Genomic DNA, 18,293 nt, shown 5'->3' on the forward strand with positions numbered 1-18,293 from the left:
TCTAGCGGATGTTTCGAAATACAAAAAAACAGGCCGGGTTTCCCCGGCCTGTCCTGGCAATTACGCCTCAGCAACAACAACCAGTTTGATGGTCACTGTCACTTCTGCGTGTAATTGCAGATCGATGTCAAACTCGCCCACTTCGCGCAGAGCGCCGTGTGGCAGTTTCACTTCAGCTTTGCTCACTTCAACGCCAGCTGCAGTCACAGCGTCAGCGATGTCACGAGTACCGACTGAACCGAACAGTTTGCCTTCGTCACCCGCTTTAGAAGCGATGGTCACTTCAGCCAGAGCCGCCAGCTTCTCAGCGCGAGCCTGAGCAGCAGTCAGGTTAGCAGCCAGTTTGGCTTCTAACTCAGCGCGACGCTGTTCGAATTTTTCGATGTTAGCTTTGGTTGCTGGAACTGCTTTTCCTTGTGGGAATAAGAAGTTACGGGCATAACCAGATTTAACAACCACTTTGTCGCCTAAACCACCCAGGTTAGCAACTTTATCCAACAGAATAATATCCATTGTTTAATCCTCTCTGTATCGTTGAACCAGGCTTATGCGTGTGAATCGCTGTATGGCAGCAGAGCCAGGTAGCGGGCACGTTTGATCGCGCGGGCTAACTGACGCTGATACTTAGCGCTGGTACCAGTGATACGGCTAGGAACAATTTTGCCACTTTCAGTGACATAATTTTTTAAAGTAGCTGTATCTTTGTAGTCGATCTCTTGCACGCCTTCGGCAGAGAAACGGCAGAATTTACGGCGACGGAAATAACGGGCCATGAACTTTCTCCTAACTTAAAATTTCAATCTGTTGGGCATGCAGCACCAGTTTTGACTGACCGCTGCGGTTCTGATGCCGGTTTAAAAAGCCTGACACCCGAACTGTATTCCCCACTGTCAAATTGTGAGTGACTGAACTGAATGCCTGTCCTGCGCACACGACCTGAAGCCGGACATAGGTTTGGCGATTCATGCCGGCTTCCTGCTGTATGGAGCGGTGCTCCAATACCAGATAACTGTGCGGGATACCGGCCGGACTTTCGCTGTGCTCCACCTGGCGGCACAGAGTGCCCGTGAAGACGAAGCTGTTGTCCATTCAATTACTCGTCGTTTGCTACCTGCTCTTCAGAATCACGAGGAGCACGTTCACGACGTTCTTCACGTACTTTAGCCATTGGTGATGGCTCAGTCACAGCACCGTTAGTGCGCATGATCAGGTTACGTAATACCGCGTCGTTATAGCGGAAGTTAGTTTCCAGCTCATCGATCACTGCTTGTGGTGCTTCTACGTTCAGCAGAACATAGTGAGCTTTGTGCAGCTTCTCGATTGGGTAAGCCAGTTGGCGACGGCCCCAGTCTTCCAAGCGGTGAATTGAACCACCAGCTTCTTTGATCGCGCCAGTGTAACGCTCGATCATGCCTGGAACTTGTTCACTCTGATCAGGGTGAACCATAAAAACGATTTCGTAATGACGCATGGTAGCTCCTTACGGTTAATTAGCCCCGGCTGAGCTCGACCAGACTCGCATAGAGGCAAGGAACATTCTTGGGTGGTCGAAGGGGGCATATTCTAGGGACTTTGTGCAAGCAGCACAAGGCATTGCTGCAAAAATACACTGCAGCAATACCCAATGAGAGAAAAAACTGACTTAGCTGGCGTTACTGCGCTGGCGCACCGCTTCAAACAGGCAAATACCAGTGGCAACCGACACGTTCAGGCTGGACACTGAACCGGCCATAGGGATTTTCATCAAGGAATCACAGAGCTCTTTGGTCAGACGACGCAAGCCGTCGCCTTCAGCCCCCATGGCAATGGCCAAAGGCCCGGTCAGGCGGGTCTGGTAAATACTGCTGTCGGTTTCACCGGCCGCGCCCACCACCCAGACACCAGCGTCTTTCAGTTCACGAATGGTACGCGCCAGGTTGGTCACCGTAATAAAAGGCACCACTTCAGCAGCCCCACAGGCCACTTTACGCACCACTGGCGTCAGCTTGACGGAACGGTCTTTCGCTGCGACCACTGCATGTACTCCGGCCGCATCGGCACTTCGTAAAATGGCCCCCAGGTTATGCGGGTCTGTCACACCATCAAGAATCAGCAATAACGGATTGGTCTGCTGCTCAATAATCAGTGCCAGATCTTTTTCATCACCGCTTTGTTGCATCCGGGCTTTGGCGACCACGCCCTGATGCTGAGCACCGTCGACTTTGTCATCCAGCACCCTGCGCTGGCAGAACTGCACCGACACACCAAACTGGCGGGCCTGCTGCAGGATAGGCTGCAGCCGCTGGTCGTCGCGATCCTTGAGCACAAACAATTCCAGCACATCTTCCGGACTGCGCTCAAACAAGGCCTTGACGGCGTGAATACCAAACACAAAATCTGCGCTCATGATGTCCTCAGCTTTGGGCGCGACGGCGCCTCAGAAACAACAAGGCCCGGAGCTCCGGGCCTGAAATGTCGGCAAGTTTAGCAAATTTCTGTCGTGAATGCTGTTACTTGCGTTTACGGGCTGGCTTAGCGGCAGGCTTTTTACCTGGCCTTTTCAAGGCAGATGCTGGGGCGCCGCCGGATTTGTCCGCTTTACGGGCACCTTTTTTACGCATTTGAGCTTTTTCTTCCTGTGGGCTTTGCGCTGCTTTTTTGCTGGCATTGATTTTACGGCCCGACACTTTGGCTGGCGCGCCAACCACACCCAAATCAATTTTGCGTGCTTCCAGATTGACGGCCAGCACTTTGACTTCCAGCAGATCGCCCATCCGGTAACCGGCACCGCTATGCTCACCAATCAGCTGCTGCCGTTCGGTATCAAAGTGGTAATAGTCATTCGGCAAGGAAGTGACATGCACCAGACCTTCAATATACAGGTCAACCAAGCGCACAAAGAGGCCAAAATTGGTGACAGTGGACACCACGCCTTTGAAGCTGTCACCGACATGATCCTGCATGTATTCACATTTAAGCCAGTCTGACACTTCGCGGGTGGCATCATCGGCGCGACGCTCCGTCATGGAGCACTGCTCGCCCAAAGGCGCAATTTGCTCCGCACTGTAACCACGGGCGCCGGTCACCTGCTGCCCTTGCCCTGCCAGAATGGCTTTGATGGCCCGGTGCAGCACCAAATCCGGGTAACGACGGATGGGCGAGGTAAAATGCGCGTAAGCTTCCAGCGCCAGGCCAAAGTGGCCGAGATTGTCGCCCTGATACACCGCCTGCTTCATCGAACGCAGCATGGTGGTTTCAATCAGTTCTTTATCCGGTCTGTCCTGCAGTTTCTGCAATACCAGCATCAACTCCAGCGGCGTCGGCTCATTGGAAATATCAGCATTGACCCCCAACTCAGCCAGGAAGCGTTTGAAGTTCGCAAAGCGGTCGCCATCCGGCCGTTCATGCACCCGGAACAAGGCATGAGCCTCATGTTTTTCAATCAGCTGCGCTGCGGCCACGTTGGCCAGAATCATACATTCTTCAATCAGCTTGTGTGCTTCGTTGCGGTGCACAGGCACAATCTGCTCAATCTTGCGGTGGCTGTTAAAGATAAAACGGGTTTCGACCGTCTCAAATTCAATGGCGCCACGCTCTGCCCGCGACTTCGCCATTTGTTTGTATAGCGAATTCAGGGTCTCAATATTGGTCAGATTGGCTTCGTACTGCTGACGCAGTTTCGGGTCGCCCTGCAAAATGGCGTGCACTTTGTTGTAAGTCAGACGCGCTTTGGAATGCATCACCGCTTCATAAAAGCGATAACCTTCAAGTTTCCCTTTGGCGCTGATATGCATATCGGCGACAAAACAAAGGCGGTCGACGTGCGGGTTTAATGAGCAGAGGCCATTGGACAGCTGCTCGGGCAACATAGGTACCACATGATCCGGGAAATACACCGAGTTACCGCGGTCCAGCGCTTCTTTATCCAGCGGCGTATTCGGCTGCACATAAGCACTGACATCAGCAATAGCCACCCATAAATGCCAGCCGCCGTCTTCTTTGCGCTCGCAGTAAACCGCATCGTCAAAATCCCGGGCGTCTTCCCCGTCAATAGTGATCAGACCCAACTCGGTCAGATCAACCCGGCCCGCTTTGGCTTCAGCTGGTACTTCAGGGCCATAGGCACTGACCTGCTGCTCAACTTCTGGCGAGAACACATGGGGGATCTGGTGATTGCGAATAGCGATTTCGATTTCCATACCAGGTGCCATATGTTCACCCAGTACCTCAATAATTTTTCCCACTGCATTAATGCGTTTGCTCGGGCGCTGCACCACTTCAACCAGCACCACCTGGCCATGGCGGGCACCATTTTCGTCGCCGGGAGGAATCACAATGTCCTGGCTGATGCGCGGATCGTCAGGCACCACCACCCCTAAAGCGAAATCTTTAAAATAACGGCCGACTATGGGTTCAGTGCGGGGTTCCAGCACCCGCACTACACGGGCTTCAATTTTTTCTTTGCCGGAGAACTCGGACACAGACGCCAGCACCACGTCGCCATGCAACAGCCGCTTCATTTCAAACTGCGGAATAAACCAGTCTGACCCGCCTTTTTCCATTTTCAGAAAGCCGTAGCCTTCACGGTGGCCTATCACAGTGCCTTTGTGTAAATCCAGGTCATCGACCAGACCATAGCGTTTGCTTTTGTTAAACAGCAACTGACCGTCGCGCTCCATAGCGCGCAGACGCTTTTTCAGCGCAAACAGCTGGTCTTCGTCGGATAATTTCAGCTCAGAGGCCAGTTCTTCAAAGTAGGCCGGTTGCTGGCGTTGTTTTAAATGCTCGAGAATAAATTCCCGGCTTGGGATAGGGTTTTCGTATTTTTCCTGCTCACGCGCAAGATGCGGATCATTAACCGTCATGGTATCTCTTTTTGTTTAAATCTGAGCGCAGTGTAGCAGGGGCAGGTGAATTTTTCACTACAGTGGTTTTTTTGCCCTCTCCAATACAGCCCCAGGCATTTTGTTGGCTAACTGAGCCAGCAGCTGAGTCACCTGCGCATGTTTTTTCTCATCAGCAATCACAGTGTGGTGCAACCAGCGATAGGCTTGTTCCATATCCACCGGACTGGCGTCTCCATCCACCAGCATCTGGCCAAAGCGCAGCTGGGCATTTAAATTACCCAGACCTGCCGCTTCCCGCAGATAGAGGATGGCTTTATCTCTGTCCTGCTGCACAAATTTGCCGGTATGGTAATAACGGCCCACCTGCTCCAGCGCTTCCGGCAACCCTTGGGCTGCCGCCTGCTGCATCAGGTCCCAGCCCCGTTCCACGTCTTTGCGCACACAGACCCCATAGGCCAGCATATCGCCATACAGAAATTGATAAGCCGGCACTTTCATCACATCAGCCCGGGCCTGAATGTCGTTCACCAGCTGGCAATCATCAGCCTGTACCCGCTGCAGATGAATGTTTTGTTTAATCAGGTCAAGTAATTCGTCCTGAGTGTAAAGCTGCACCACTTCAAGCTCCTGAGCTTGAGTCTGATGAAAAGCTAACAGCAACGCTGCGATCAGTACCAGGTTCTTCATCTGTGTTGTGGGTCCTGCAAGGGCATCCAGTATCTGGCAGTTTTTATACAAAATTTACGCCAATCTGGACGTCAACAAACTGGCAGACCATAAAAAGCAAAAACGCTGCCGGAGCAGCGTTTTTTATCAGACGTCGTACGGATGACGCAGGGTGATGGTTTCCACCCGGTCAGGCCCTGTTGAGACGATGTCGATAGGTACGCCTGTCACCTGTTCCAGCCTCTGAATGTAATCGCGGGCGGCCTGAGGCAGGTCTTCCAGTTTCTGCACACCAAAAGTGGTGTCGCTCCAGCCTGGCATTTCTTCATAAATGGGCGTCACAGCTTCGTAGCCTTCTGCCGCCATTGGTGGTACGTCCGTCACAGTACCATCCGCCAGCTGGTAGCCAGTACAGATTTTCACTGTGTCCAGGCCGTCCAGCACGTCCAGTTTGGTTAAACAGAAACCAGAGATGCTGTTCAGCTGCACTGCACGTTTGACCGCTACAGCATCAAACCAGCCACAACGGCGCTTACGGCCTGTGGTCGCACCAAATTCGTGACCTTTGACGCCGAGATGTTCACCAATGGCGCAATCCAGTTCTGTCGGGAATGGGCCAGACCCCACACGGGTGGTGTAGGCTTTGACAATCCCCAGTACATAGTCGATGTAACGCGGGCCAAAACCAGCCCCTGTGGCTACACCACCGGCAGTGGTGTTCGAGGATGTCACATAAGGGTAAGTGCCGTGGTCAATATCCAGCAGTGTGCCCTGTGCACCTTCAAACATAATTTCCTGACCTTCTTTGCGGGCTTTATCCAGCAGGTCAGTCACGTCCACCACCATTGGCTTCAGAATTTCAGCAATGGCCAGCGCATTGTCCAGCGTGGTCTGATAATCCACAGCATCCACTTTGTAGTACTGTGTCAGCGTGAAATTATGCAGGTCCATCAGGGTTTTCAGTTTTTCAGCGAACAGTTCAGGATTGAACAGATCGCCAACACGTAAACCACGACGGGCGACTTTATCTTCATACGCAGGACCAATACCACGACCTGTAGTGCCGATTGGCTTGTCGCCACGGGCCACTTCACGGGCTTTATCGAGGGCCACATGGAAAGGCAGGATCAGCGGACAGGCTTCACTCAGCACTAAACGCTGTTTTACCGGAACACCTTTTTGTTCCAGCATGCTCATCTCTTTCAGTAAAGCTTCTGGTGACAACACCACACCGTTACCGATCACGCATTTGACGTTGTCACGCAAAATACCGGACGGGATTAAATGCAATACTGTTTTTTCACCGTTGATTACCAAAGTGTGGCCGGCATTGTGGCCGCCCTGATAACGCACCACAAAGCTGGCTTTGTCAGTTAACAGGTCAACGATTTTACCTTTACCTTCGTCACCCCATTGGGTGCCGAGCACTACTACGTTTTTGGCCATGGTTCCTACATCATGGTAAAAAATTAGGCGGGGATTCTAGCAAATTCGCATTCAAACTGCATCTGGACGTCCGAAAAAAAAGCAGAAATTTTCTTTCTGCTTTTTGATCAGTAAGTTAGCCAGGCAGCCTCAGTCAGGACAAGAAAAAGTACAACAGCAAAACACCCGCCACTACCAAACTGCCACCCAGTTGTTGCAATGACGCACTGTCCTGGGCGGCAATTCTCAGCAAGTAACGCCGCCAGCGGTTGGGAAACAATAAGGGGCCCAGCCCTTCCACCAACAACACCAGCCCCAAGGCGCCCAGCCAGAACTCAGACATGGGTCAGCTCCGCCAGACAGGACAAATCCAGTTGTTCAGGGTTTTGATACAAAGCAAACCCAAAACGCAACCGGTCGCCACGGTAGTCGGTATGAATGCCCCGCTGTTTCAGTGCTGCAGCCAAGGCAGCCACTTTCTCTGCCGCAAAACGGAAGGTCAGAAACTGGCCTTGCACCTGCCCGTCTGCAGCCACTAAATGCTCCCGGTTCAACTGCGGGTGTTGCAGCTGATCCAACTGCTGAAGGAAACTGTGCTGCAGTTGCCTGATGTAAGCTTGTGTCACTTCGACCGTTAAACCTTCGCGCTGAAACAGCTCAAACACTGACAGAACCCGGTACAGCGCCGAACAATCCATAGTGGCCCCAGCAAAGCGCTGACCATTGCCAGCGTATTGCACTTCACCGGCTTTGGCCTGACTCAGCTCACCAAACTCGGCAAACCAGCCGGTATAATAAGGCCGGTGCAGACTGCCTGAAGGAACCGCCATAAAACAGCATCCTTCCCCACCCTGCGCGTATTTGTAGCTGCCGGCCAGGTAAAAGATACGCGAGGCAATGGCCGATAAATCGGTCGGAACTGCCATAAAGCCATGGTAACCATCAACCACTATCATCGCATCTGTCCGCGAATCCAACTGCTGCACCAGGCCAGTTAAATCTGCCAGCCCAACTCCGGAGTTAAAAAACACCTGGCTGAAAAACACCAAATCAGTTTTTGCGGCCGCGACCGCGACACACAGGCGCTCAGGCAGGCTGGCAAAAGGTTCGGCCGGCACCCGCACCAGTTCAATTTCGGCGTATTCACACAATCTGTTGATCTGGCGGGTAAAACTATGAAATTCACTGTCTGTGGTCACGACGCGCAGCGGCTGACCGGGTCTGAAGCAGCTCAGCAGCCGCATCACAAATTCGTGGGTATTGGGGGCAAACACAATTTGCCCTGGCTCTGGCAGCTGCAAAATCCGGGCAATGTGTCGTTGCACGGCCGGCATTTTTTCACCAAACACCAGCTCCCATTTGTCATCCACCAGCCGGGCGCTGTCATCCCAGTAGGCCAGCATGGCGTCGCGGGTGACGTCCGGCCAATAATGATGCGAATGGCAGGCAAAATGCTGAACGCCTGGGTTCGCCTGTAAAAAACGCTGATATAAATGTTGATACATAAAAATTCCGTCTATAAAAAAGGCCGGAGCACATTTGGATGTACGCCGGCCTTGATCGTTTTCTGACGCTTAGTTTTGTACTTTGTCTGACTTCATGTATTTAAAGAAGTCATTATCAGGCTGAATAACCAGCACATCGTTTTTGTTCTGGAAGCTGTTTTTGTAGGCATCCAGACTACGGACAAAACTGAAGAACTCGGCGTTTTTGTTGTAAGCATCGGCATAAATTTTCGCAGCAGAGGCATCACCTTCACCACGCACAGTCCGTGAGTTACGTTCGGCGTCAGCCACCATCACTGTCACCCGGGCGTCCACATCAGCGCGGATAATTTCTGACTGTTCCATACCGCGGGAACGGTGCTCTTTGGCCACAGCTGCACGTTCAGCACGCATCCGTTGGAAAATAGAGGTAGAGATTTCGTCCGGCAGGTTAATCTTTTTCACCCGCACGTCGAGAATTTCAATACCCAGCTCCTGAGCGCCTTCAGCGGCCTGAGCCATAGCACGGACCATCAGCTGGGTCCGCTCGCCGGACACAATTTCCTGAATGGTTCTGCTACCAAACTCTGTTCGTAAACCGTTGTTAATGTATTGCTTTAACAGGGTTTCAGCCTGATTCAGGTTGCCGCCGGTCGACAGGAAATACTTGCCAAAATCGGCAATGCGCCATTTCACATAACTGTCGACCAGTAAGTCTTTTTTCTCCGCCGTGACAAAACGGTCAGAGCCTTCACCCAGAGTCTGTACCCGGGCATCCAGCAACCGCACAGTTTCAATCAGTGGCACTTTAAAATGCAGGCCTGGTTCAAATACCGTTACCGCATCCTGGGCATCCCGTTGAATTTTACCGAAACGAATCACGATACCGCGTTCGCCTTCAGGCACCACAAAAACCGAAGAAACCACTGCAATACCGACCAGGGCGGCGATAGCTATTACTAAATTTTTCATCGCTTATCCTCTGCCTGTTCTGCTGTTATCACCACGACCGGAGTCGCTGCGACCTGCGGGTACACTGCGGCTATCCAGCGGCGTCACTCTGTTATCAGGCAACACCGGATTGCTCACAGCGCCTTTGGATTCAGCAGGATTGAGCATTTTATCCAACGGCAAGTACATAATATTGTTGCCGTTTTTCACATCGACCAGCACTTTAGAGGTGTTGCCGTACACTTGTTCCATTGTTTCCAGATACATCCGGTCACGGGTCACTTGCGGAGCCGCCAGATACTCAGGCAACAGTTTGTCAAAACGCGCCACTTCACCCTGAGCTTTTAAGGTAATTTGTTGTTTATAGGCTTCCGCTTCCTGCATCATCCGGTTCACCTGACCACGGGCACGAGGTTCGATTTCGCGGGCATAAGCTTCGGCTTCACGAATAAAACGTTGCTCGTCTTCCTGTGCAGCAATAGCGTCATCAAAGGCTTCTTTCACTTCCTCAGGCGGACGGGCATCACGGAAGTTGACATCCACCAGCTCCAGGCCCAGGTTATAAGGCTTGATAATAGACTCCAGCTCGGTGCGGGTGTTCTGCCGGATCACCTCACGTCCTTTGGTCAGCACGTCATCCATCAGCGAATGGCCTACCACGTAACGCAATGCAGCGTCGGTCGCTTCACGCAGACTGGTATCCGCATCCACCACAGAGAACTTGTAGGAACGGGCATCAAAGACCCGGTATTGAATTTCGAAGGTGACCCGCACCAGGTTTTGATCCTGAGTCAGCATAAAGCCGTCCGTGCGTAATGAGCGCACTGAAGTGACATCCACCGGGATCACAGAATCGATAAAAGTCGGTTTCCAATGGATACCTGGTGTGACTTCGGTATGGTACTGGCCGAAACGCAACACGACGCCCCGTTCAGATTCTTTAATGGTGTAGAAACCGCTAAAAGCCCAAACGAGCGCAGCCACCAGCAGGATCAACACCAACGCTGCGGAACCACCGCTGTTCATGTTGCTGTTACTGCCTTTACCTGAACCAAAGAGGCCACCGAACTTCTTGCTTAAGTTACGGAATACTTCATCTAAATCGGGCGGGCCATCATTCCGACCACCACCGCTACGCCAGGGGTCGTTGTCTTTGCCGTTATTGCCCGGCTCATTCCAAGCCATGCTTCACTCCATCTCACGTTGTGATATTGAAACTAATGTACCAAAAAAAATGTTTTGCTGTCTGGTCAATGCCGCTATTTATATCGCTGTTCGCTTTAACTTTATACAACAGTCAACAGATAGTTTTGTAACAAGCCGTCACTTTGCTTCACCAGTCTGGCCCATTCAGTCCTGTGGATCGCCACTTTCACTATGGCGTCACCTTGTTCATTAAACTCTTCCTGTTGCACGGCACAGAGCTGATGCAAGCGGGAGCGCCAGACACTCAACTGCGGCGGCAAGGTTAAGGTCAGACGGATAAAATCAACCGACAGCCGTTGTCGGATGGCCTGGCCTAATAAATCCATGCCCTCGCCTGTTTTAGCCGACAACCAAACGGCTACAGGTTGCAACTCGTCGTTGTATTCAATACGGGCTGGTTGTTGGTTCTGATCAATTTTATTAAATACCTTCAGCTGCGGCACTTCTGCAGCGTCAATCTCCTCAAGCACCAGCTGTACCTGACGGATATTGTCATCCAGCCGCTCATCCGCACAATCAATCACATGCAACTGCAAATCCGCATCGCGGCTTTCCTGCAAGGTTGATTTAAAGGCCGCCACCAGATCATGGGGCAAATGCCGGATAAAACCGACCGTATCCGCCAGCACTAAATCACCAAATTCAGCCAGCTGGATTTGCCGCAAAGTCGGGTCCAGGGTAGCAAACAGCTGATCGGCGGCATAGACACCGGCCTGGGTCAGGCGGTTAAACAAAGTGGATTTGCCGGCGTTGGTGTAGCCAACCAAAGACACCACCGGAATTTCAGCTTGCTGCCGGGCTTTACGACCCTGCTCGCGTTGCTGGCTGACTTTAGCCAGCCGCTGTTTCAGCACGGTAATACGTTCGCGTAACAGCCGCCTGTCTGTTTCCAGTCGGGTTTCACCCGGCCCCCGTAAGCCAATACCGCCTTTTTGTCGCTCAATATTATCCCAACCACGGACCAGACGGGACGCCAGGTGTTTCAGCTGGGCCAGCTCAACCTGCAATTTGCCTTCGTAACTGCGGGCTCGCTGGGCAAAAATATCAAGGATCAGACTGGTGCGATCAATAACCCGGCACTGGCACAGGCGTTCCAGATTGCGGGTTTGGGCTGGGGACAAAGCGTGATTGAAAATAATCAGATCGGCTTGCAGCTCAGCGACAGCCTGCGCTAGTTCTGTCGCTTTGCCACTACCTAAAAAAAACTTGGCATCAATGCTGCTGCGGCTGGCAGTAATCACTGCTTTTTTCTGCACTCCGGCAGAAGCCACCAACATAATCAGCTCATTTAAATCTTCGCTGGCACTGTCTTGTTGAAGATAGAGATGAACCAGGATCGCCTGCTCGGCTACCTTTGCATGTTCAAACAAGCTGTCTGACTCTGTTATTCAGTCTCTTCACCTTCAGAGGTGCCTGCATGACCTGCCATGGTGTTCACAGCACGGGCTGGTACCACAGTAGAAATTGCATGTTTGTAAACCATCTGGCTCACAGTGTTTTTCAACAGGATCACAAACTGATCAAAAGATTCGATCTGGCCCTGCAGCTTAATGCCATTGACCAGATAAATAGAAACCGGGATGCGCTCACGTCTCAATGTGTTTAAGAATGGGTCTTGTAACGATTGGCCCTTTGCCATTTTCGCTTTCCTTATTTTTTATTAGTCTTGCCGGATATTGTGATTATTATATTATTTTCAAGTCGTTAAATAACAACTTTTTTTCAATTACTTTCTTAGCGTAGCGAAGTTAAAAGCAGTTGCAAGTTTTGCGCTGTGCCCCGTTCGGTTTTTAACCAGCATAAATCGGGCCAGCTTCGCAACCAGGTCAATTGCCGTTTCGCCAACTGGCGGGTCGCAGCAATACCCTGCTCTGTCATTTCAGCTTCGCTGATATATCCACTCAGATACAACCACATTTGCCGGTAGCCTACACAGCGCATTGAAGGAAGATCCAGATGTAAATCACCACGCTGCATCAGCAGTTTCACTTCCTCAGCAAAACCTTGCTGCAGCATGTGCCGGAATCTGACCGCTATGCGCTGATGAAGTTCAGCCCTGTCATCCGGCACTATGGCAAATTGCTTTACCGGGTATGGAAAAGCTTGCCCTTTTTGTGCCGTCAGCTCCGTCATGCTTTTACCACTGAGCCGGTACACCTCAATGGCCCTGTTAATCCGCTGCGGATCATTGGGGTGGATACGGGCTGCCGACACCGGATCAAAGGCCGCCAGTTGCTGATGCAATGCCGCCCAGCCCTGCTCGTTGGCTTCTTGCTCAATTTGTTGCCGAACCTGGGGGTCTGCTTCCGGCAACGGCGATATGCCCTGCAACAGGGTGCGGTAATACAACATGGTCCCGCCCACCAGTATCGCCGTTTTGCCTTTTCGGTGGCTATCCGCTATTAGTCGAAGTGCGTCGCTGCGAAAATCAGCGGCGGAATAAGCCTGCAACGGGTCCAGAATATCAATCAGATGATGGGGTGCCAGCGCCTGCTCTTCTGCGGTAGGTTTGGCGGTACCAATGTCCATCCCTTTGTAAATCAGTGCGCTGTCGACACTGATAAGTTCTGAGGGTATGCGCTGATACAGCTCCAGCGCCAGGGCGGTTTTGCCACTGGCGGTTGGACCCATTAAAAAAATCACGCCTGGTTGATTCATGCTCGCTCCTGCAGCTGCGCCAGAGCTGCAGCCACATCCAGTGCTACTGCGCTGGTGTCTGGTTCTGTATTCAATAACTCTGGGAAATATCGCCCCAACCTGGCCCCATCGATAAAACGCCCGGCAAGCAACACATGGATCAATTGCTGCACCAGCGTATCAGGTTCAGATGGTGGTGCCAGTTGCCACCACTGAGCCAACCAGGCTGCAACGGCACTTTGCCGCAAAAAAGCCGGAACCCCCCGGACTATCAGTTGCTGATCAGACACCAGCAGGTCAAAACCCAGTTGCGCCATTAATCCGGCATGCCGCAGCAACAGCTGCTGCTCTTTGTGCTCGAGCGTCAGCCGGACCGGCATCAATAACGGCAACGCATCCAGGGTTCTGGCCAGCCAGGATCGGGCCAGCACAGGCACCAGATCCTGCAGATACAGCTGCTCGTTCACAAAACATAACTGATAGCGGTTTTGCATCAGCCAAAGCCGGCTGTTGTCCGGCGTGCTGGCTGATGCAGCGGCAGCCGTTACTGGTGCAGCTTCCAGCGCCGGTGGCCAAGGCTGCGCTGCACCAGCGGACGTTTTCCCTGAAGCCCGGTAAACCGGGCTGGTATAAGGGCCTGGCCGCACGGCAAAATGTTCTGTCACCCCATACCCGCTGCCACGGCCAGGAGCCGCATGCACAGAGACTGATTCGGTCAGCGCGTCCTGCCTTGCAGCGGGCTCTAACTGCGACAATGCATTTTGCAGAGCACTGACCACAAAATCATGCACTAAGCGGGCCTGATGGAAACGCACTTCATGTTTGGCCGGGTGCACATTGACGTCCACCTGACGCGGGTCCAGTTCCAGATACAACACAAAGGACGGCTGCTGATCAGCCAGCAACAAATGACCATAGGCCTGACGAATAGCATGATTCAGCAGCTTATCCCGCATCATACGGCCATTGACATAAGAGTACTGCACCGAACTTTGTGCACAGGCGTCCGGCTGCAACAACCAGCCGTGCAAGGTCATGCCTTCGTAAGCCACATTCACCCGCGCCGCTTGTTGGGCGAAGGCTTTACCGCACAGCGCCGCCACCCGTTTTTGTTGTTGCCCGGTATCCTGTGCCTGGCGTAACTGCCGTACCAGTTGACCGTTATGCGTCAGGGTCCAGCTGACATCAAATCGGCTCAACGCCAGACGCTTGACCAGCTCATCAATATGGGAAAACTCGGTTTTATCACTGCGTAAAAACTTACGCCGTGCCGGGGTATTAAAAAACAGGTCCAGCACTTCAATACTGGTTCCATCCGGATGCGCAGCAGGTTTAATCTCAACCTGCATATCACGCCCTTCCGCACTGGCCTGCCAGGCCTTGTCTTGTGACGCAGGTTTGGAGGTCAAGGTCAGACGAGAGACCGAGCTGATACTGGCCAGCGCCTCCCCCCGAAAACCCAGGCTGACAATTTGTTCTAAATCATCCAGAGTGCTTATTTTACTGGTGGCATGGCGACATAACGCCAGCTCAAGTTCAGCCTGAGCAATGCCGCTGCCATTGTCACGGATCAGGATCTTTTTACAGCCGCCTTTTTCAATATCAATCCACAGTTCGGTTGCACCCGCATCCAGGCTGTTTTCAACCAGTTCTTTGACAACCGAAGCAGGACGTTCCACCACTTCACCAGCGGCGATCTGGTTCGCCAATTGAGGCGATAAGATCTGAATTGGCATCAGGGGATCCTCAGAACCTGACCAATTTTAATATTGTCATCCCGCAGCCTATTGTGCTGACGTAACTGCGCCATGCTGACACCATACTGCCGCGCCAGCCTGGACAACGATTCCCCTGCTTTGACTTTGTGGGTGCGTTCTGCAACAGCCACTGTCTGACCAGAGCTAACTGAAGCCACCGGCACGGCACGGCCTTGTTGTTTGATAGCAGCAAACATCGAGTCGGCCGGCGGTTGTTGGGAGAAATAGCTTTTCACTGCGTTGAATATAGCCTGTGCCAGGCGACGCTGATGGCCCGGGTCTTTTAATTGGCGTTCTTCGTTGTAATTGGAGATAAAACCGGTTTCAATCAGAATAGACGGAATATCCGGCGCTTTGAGCACAGCCAGACTGGCAGCCTGAGGCTCTTTCTTATGCAGATGCGCCACTTTGCCCATTTCCCGCAGTACTTCTTTCGCCACTTCAAAACCCGTCACCATGGAGTGGTTCATCGATAAATCCAACACCGTTTGCGCCAGATAGCGCTCGTTGGCAGAGTCTTTAATTACCTCGGCCACACCACCAAGCAGTTCCGAGTGCTGTTCTGTTTGCTCCAGCATCCGACCTACCTCTGTAGTTGCCCGGCGCATTGACAAGACCCATACCGAAGCACCATGGGCTTTGCGGTTTTTCACTGCGTCTGCATGCACCGAAATCAGCAGGTCAGCCTGTTTTTGCCGGGCAACGTCCGGCCTTTTCCCAGGATGAATGTAATAATCCCCTGTGCGGGTCATCACAGCTTTTAAACCTGGCTGCTGGTTGATCATCTGCATCAATTGCTGCGAAATGGCGTAAGTCACCCGCTTTTCATGGGTGCCGTTTGGCCCTACTGCACCAGGGTCATTGCCCCCATGACCGGCATCAATGGCAATCACAATATCCCGGCCTGTGGCATGACTGGGTGTCACAATTTTGGGTTCAGCCACAGTGGCAGGGACTGCCGGCTTCACTGCGCTGACTGGCGCCAGCGTCTGGCGACTGGCGCTTTGAGGCTTCAGATCGACCACCAGCCGGTGGCCATAAGGGGGCGAAGGTGGCAGGCTGAATACAGTGTCAGCCGCAGCCTGGGTCAGCTCAATCACCACAGCGGTCGCGGCACTGGGAGTGCGGCTGGCGTACAGGCGTTTGACCAGCGCAGCGGAGCCACTGACTGGCCCCAGGTTCAGGCTGCTGACGCCTGCCAGTTCAATTTCCAACCGCTGAGGATTATTCAGCCGGCGGCTTTTGTACGAAGGTGCTGCAGATAAATCCAGCACCAGCCGGGTGTTGTCGGGGCTCGCCCAAATCCGCACCCCTTTGACTGTGTTGGCTGCCTCGGCCAAGGGGGCCAGCAGTACACAACACAGTGCAAAAGCAACAGGCCATAGCCTCATGCCAGCCGCTCCCCAGATAACTGAGTCAGCCACTGTGCCGCTTTGCTATTGCCTGCAGTCAGGCTGGCTGTTCTTTGGCCGCACTGCAATTGCAACTGCAACTCCAGATCGGCAGGTGCCAACAAGCCATAACCACGCTCGGGCCATTCAATCAGACATAAAGTCGAAGCGGAAAAATAATCACGAATGCCCATAAACTCTAATTCTTCCGGGTCACGTAACCGATATAAGTCAAAGTGATAGGCTGTTAATTCACCCAGCTGATAAGGTTCGACCAAGGTGTAGGTCGGGCTTTTGACATTGCCCTGATGACCCAGTGCCTGCAGCAAATAACGGCTGAAGGTGGTTTTGCCTGCACCTAAATCTCCTTTCAGATAAAGTACAGCACCCTGCCGGAGCAAAGGTGCCAGAGCCCGGGCTAAAGCCGCCGTGGCCATTTCATCATCAAGAGGCAGAGTCAGTGCTGAAGTTGTCATGTATTCCTGTGCCGGGTTAAGTCGTGGTGCCGGACCGCAAAGCGGAAGTTAAATTGCCGCCCATGCTACCAAAAGACACAGTACGCAGCCAGTTTCTTTGCCCAGCTTGCGTCACAGCTCTGTGATAAACTGCAGCCAGTTTTTCTTGCTTTGATTCACCATGCACCCTGATTGGTCCGAACTTGCACAACAAATAAAAAGCTGGGGACTGGAGCTGGGCTTCGGCCAGGTCGGCATTTGTGACACCGACCTTCAGGCCGAGGAACCCAGGCTGCAGGCTTGGCTGGATGCCGGCTTTCATGGTGAGATGGAATGGATGGCCAGCCACGGCATGAAGCGGGCCCGCCCTGCTGAATTAGTGCCCGGCACCCTAAGGGTGATTTCGGTACGGATGGATTATCTGCCGGAAGATGCTGCCTTTGCTTCGAACCTGGCCGATCCGGACAGCGCCTATATCAGCCGCTATGCGCTGGGGCGTGATTATCACAAACTTATTCGAAGCCGGCTAAAACAGCTCGGCGAAAAAATTCAGTCCTATGTCGGCCCTTATGGTTTCCGGCCTTTTGTGGATTCTGCTCCAGTACTGGAGCGACCTTTGGCGGCCAAAGCTGGTTTGGGCTGGCAAGGTAAGCATTCGCTACTGCTCAATCGCGACGCCGGTTCGCTGTTTTTCCTTGGCGAACTTTTTGTCGATTTACCTTTACCTGTCGATACTCAGGCCAACGACAGCTGCGGCAACTGTGTAGCCTGTATCACCATCTGCCCCACCCAGGCCATAGTAGCGCCTTACACAGTGGACGCCCGGCGTTGCGTGTCCTACCTGACCATTGAGCTGCAAAGCGATATCCCAGAACCACTGCGGCCGTTGCTTGGCAACCGGATTTATGGCTGCGATGACTGCCAGTTGGTCTGCCCGGTCAATCAGGCTGCCGACGTCAGTGCGGAAGCCGACTTCCAACGCCGGCCTGTCTGGTTAAACAAAACCCTGATTGAATTATGGCAATGGACGGAAGATGAATTTTTGCGCTTTACCGAAGGCTCGGCCATCCGCCGGATAGGCTACGAGCGCTGGCTGCGCAATATTGCAGTGGCGTTAGGCAATGCCCCATTCAGCCAAAAGACGGTCGACGCCCTGCAACAACGCAGTGGTTCGGTCAGCGACCTGGTACAGCGTCATCTGGACTGGGCGCTGGTTCAGCACCGCGCCAAACAACAAAAGCTGCAATGGCAGCAGCAGAATTTACTTACTCGTCAGACCGAACGTTTGGTTCGGGTGATCCAAAAAGGCTTGCCGGATCATGCCTGAACTGCTGCTTTCTCTCTCTGGCGTTATCGAGGATTTGCTGCTGACGCTGCTCGTCGGCATTGCTCCAGGCTTTAATTTCATCCAGCGAACGGCCGCAGCCCAGGCAAATATCCTGCAAGTCCAGGCAACAGATGCGGGTGCAAGGGGAAGGCAGCATCACAAGTCTCT

At 52.8% G+C, this 18,293-nt stretch carries 20 protein-coding genes; 1 reads left to right on the forward strand and 19 read right to left on the reverse strand.

The window, feature by feature from the left end:
• Nucleotides 1-60: 60 nt before the first annotated feature.
• From rplI to tsaE, 18 genes are all read right to left on the reverse strand, one after another.
• Nucleotides 61-513: a 50S ribosomal protein L9 gene (gene rplI, locus WKJ03_RS11240; protein ID WP_337842301.1), complete on the reverse strand. Its 453-nt coding sequence runs from the start codon at nucleotides 511-513 to the stop codon at nucleotides 61-63.
• Between the two features lie 32 nt (nucleotides 514-545).
• Nucleotides 546-773 (reverse strand): 30S ribosomal protein S18, encoded by a 228-nt coding sequence (gene rpsR / locus WKJ03_RS11245; protein WP_031568572.1) that lies wholly within the window; start codon nucleotides 771-773, stop codon nucleotides 546-548.
• Nucleotides 774-783: 10 nt separating this feature from the next.
• Complete coding sequence (gene priB, locus WKJ03_RS11250; RefSeq protein WP_337842302.1) at nucleotides 784-1,089, reverse strand: primosomal replication protein N; 306 nt, start codon at nucleotides 1,087-1,089, stop codon at nucleotides 784-786.
• Between the two features lie 4 nt (nucleotides 1,090-1,093).
• Nucleotides 1,094-1,471: a 30S ribosomal protein S6 gene (gene rpsF, locus WKJ03_RS11255; RefSeq protein ID WP_337842303.1), complete on the reverse strand. Its 378-nt coding sequence runs from the start codon at nucleotides 1,469-1,471 to the stop codon at nucleotides 1,094-1,096.
• 171 nt (nucleotides 1,472-1,642) lie between these two features.
• Complete coding sequence (rlmB, locus tag WKJ03_RS11260; protein WP_337842304.1) at nucleotides 1,643-2,386, reverse strand: 23S rRNA (guanosine(2251)-2'-O)-methyltransferase RlmB; 744 nt, start codon at nucleotides 2,384-2,386, stop codon at nucleotides 1,643-1,645.
• Between the two features lie 103 nt (nucleotides 2,387-2,489).
• Nucleotides 2,490-4,844 carry a ribonuclease R gene (rnr, locus tag WKJ03_RS11265; RefSeq protein ID WP_337842305.1) on the reverse strand — a complete coding sequence of 785 codons (2,355 nt, stop codon included), beginning with the start codon at nucleotides 4,842-4,844 and terminating at the stop codon, nucleotides 2,490-2,492.
• A gap of 57 nt (nucleotides 4,845-4,901) precedes the next feature.
• Nucleotides 4,902-5,513, reverse strand: a complete 612-nt coding sequence (locus WKJ03_RS11270; protein ID WP_337842306.1) for a tetratricopeptide repeat protein — start codon at nucleotides 5,511-5,513, stop codon at nucleotides 4,902-4,904.
• Between the two features lie 126 nt (nucleotides 5,514-5,639).
• Complete coding sequence (locus WKJ03_RS11275; RefSeq protein WP_337842307.1) at nucleotides 5,640-6,938, reverse strand: adenylosuccinate synthase; 1,299 nt, start codon at nucleotides 6,936-6,938, stop codon at nucleotides 5,640-5,642.
• Between the two features lie 133 nt (nucleotides 6,939-7,071).
• The gene (locus WKJ03_RS11280) at nucleotides 7,072-7,260 is read right to left on the reverse strand and encodes a DUF2065 domain-containing protein (protein ID WP_337842308.1); all 189 of its coding nucleotides are present in this window, start codon (nucleotides 7,258-7,260) and stop codon (nucleotides 7,072-7,074) included.
• Nucleotides 7,253-8,422 carry an aminotransferase class V-fold PLP-dependent enzyme gene (locus tag WKJ03_RS11285; RefSeq protein WP_337842309.1) on the reverse strand — a complete coding sequence of 390 codons (1,170 nt, stop codon included), beginning with the start codon at nucleotides 8,420-8,422 and terminating at the stop codon, nucleotides 7,253-7,255. Before WKJ03_RS11285 ends, WKJ03_RS11280 begins: the two co-directional genes overlap by 8 nt.
• Before the next feature lie 69 nt (nucleotides 8,423-8,491).
• The gene (hflC, locus tag WKJ03_RS11290) at nucleotides 8,492-9,373 is read right to left on the reverse strand and encodes a protease modulator HflC (protein WP_337842310.1); all 882 of its coding nucleotides are present in this window, start codon (nucleotides 9,371-9,373) and stop codon (nucleotides 8,492-8,494) included.
• A 3-nt stretch (nucleotides 9,374-9,376) separates the two neighbouring features.
• The gene (gene hflK, locus WKJ03_RS11295) at nucleotides 9,377-10,537 is read right to left on the reverse strand and encodes an FtsH protease activity modulator HflK (protein WP_337842311.1); all 1,161 of its coding nucleotides are present in this window, start codon (nucleotides 10,535-10,537) and stop codon (nucleotides 9,377-9,379) included.
• A gap of 101 nt (nucleotides 10,538-10,638) precedes the next feature.
• Nucleotides 10,639-11,928, reverse strand: a complete 1,290-nt coding sequence (gene hflX, locus WKJ03_RS11300; RefSeq protein WP_337842312.1) for a ribosome rescue GTPase HflX — start codon at nucleotides 11,926-11,928, stop codon at nucleotides 10,639-10,641.
• 14 nt (nucleotides 11,929-11,942) lie between these two features.
• Nucleotides 11,943-12,197 carry an RNA chaperone Hfq gene (gene hfq / locus WKJ03_RS11305; RefSeq protein WP_337842313.1) on the reverse strand — a complete coding sequence of 85 codons (255 nt, stop codon included), beginning with the start codon at nucleotides 12,195-12,197 and terminating at the stop codon, nucleotides 11,943-11,945.
• 95 nt (nucleotides 12,198-12,292) lie between these two features.
• Nucleotides 12,293-13,216, reverse strand: coding sequence for a tRNA (adenosine(37)-N6)-dimethylallyltransferase MiaA (gene miaA, locus WKJ03_RS11310; RefSeq protein WP_337842314.1), 924 nt, complete (start codon nucleotides 13,214-13,216; stop codon nucleotides 12,293-12,295).
• Complete coding sequence (mutL, locus tag WKJ03_RS11315) at nucleotides 13,213-14,931, reverse strand: DNA mismatch repair endonuclease MutL (RefSeq protein ID WP_337842315.1); 1,719 nt, start codon at nucleotides 14,929-14,931, stop codon at nucleotides 13,213-13,215. The genes miaA and mutL overlap by 4 nt, the downstream gene beginning before the upstream one ends.
• The gene (locus WKJ03_RS11320; RefSeq protein WP_337842316.1) at nucleotides 14,931-16,343 is read right to left on the reverse strand and encodes an N-acetylmuramoyl-L-alanine amidase; all 1,413 of its coding nucleotides are present in this window, start codon (nucleotides 16,341-16,343) and stop codon (nucleotides 14,931-14,933) included. Before WKJ03_RS11320 ends, mutL begins: the two co-directional genes overlap by 1 nt.
• The gene (gene tsaE / locus WKJ03_RS11325; RefSeq protein ID WP_337842317.1) at nucleotides 16,340-16,819 is read right to left on the reverse strand and encodes a tRNA (adenosine(37)-N6)-threonylcarbamoyltransferase complex ATPase subunit type 1 TsaE; all 480 of its coding nucleotides are present in this window, start codon (nucleotides 16,817-16,819) and stop codon (nucleotides 16,340-16,342) included. Before tsaE ends, WKJ03_RS11320 begins: the two co-directional genes overlap by 4 nt.
• Before the next feature lie 160 nt (nucleotides 16,820-16,979).
• On the opposite strand from tsaE, the gene queG reads away from it, so the two are divergent.
• Nucleotides 16,980-18,125, forward strand: coding sequence for a tRNA epoxyqueuosine(34) reductase QueG (queG, locus tag WKJ03_RS11330; RefSeq protein ID WP_337842318.1), 1,146 nt, complete (start codon nucleotides 16,980-16,982; stop codon nucleotides 18,123-18,125).
• Here queG and WKJ03_RS11335 read toward each other — a convergent pair.
• Nucleotides 18,064-18,282 (reverse strand): DUF1289 domain-containing protein, encoded by a 219-nt coding sequence (locus WKJ03_RS11335; protein WP_337842319.1) that lies wholly within the window; start codon nucleotides 18,280-18,282, stop codon nucleotides 18,064-18,066. The two genes, queG and WKJ03_RS11335, sit on opposite strands and share 62 nt — an antisense overlap.
• Between the last annotated feature and the right edge of the window lie 11 nt (nucleotides 18,283-18,293).

It is taken from the genome of Rheinheimera sp. (assembly GCF_037442525.1).
Lineage (GTDB): Bacteria > Pseudomonadota > Gammaproteobacteria > Enterobacterales > Alteromonadaceae > Pararheinheimera.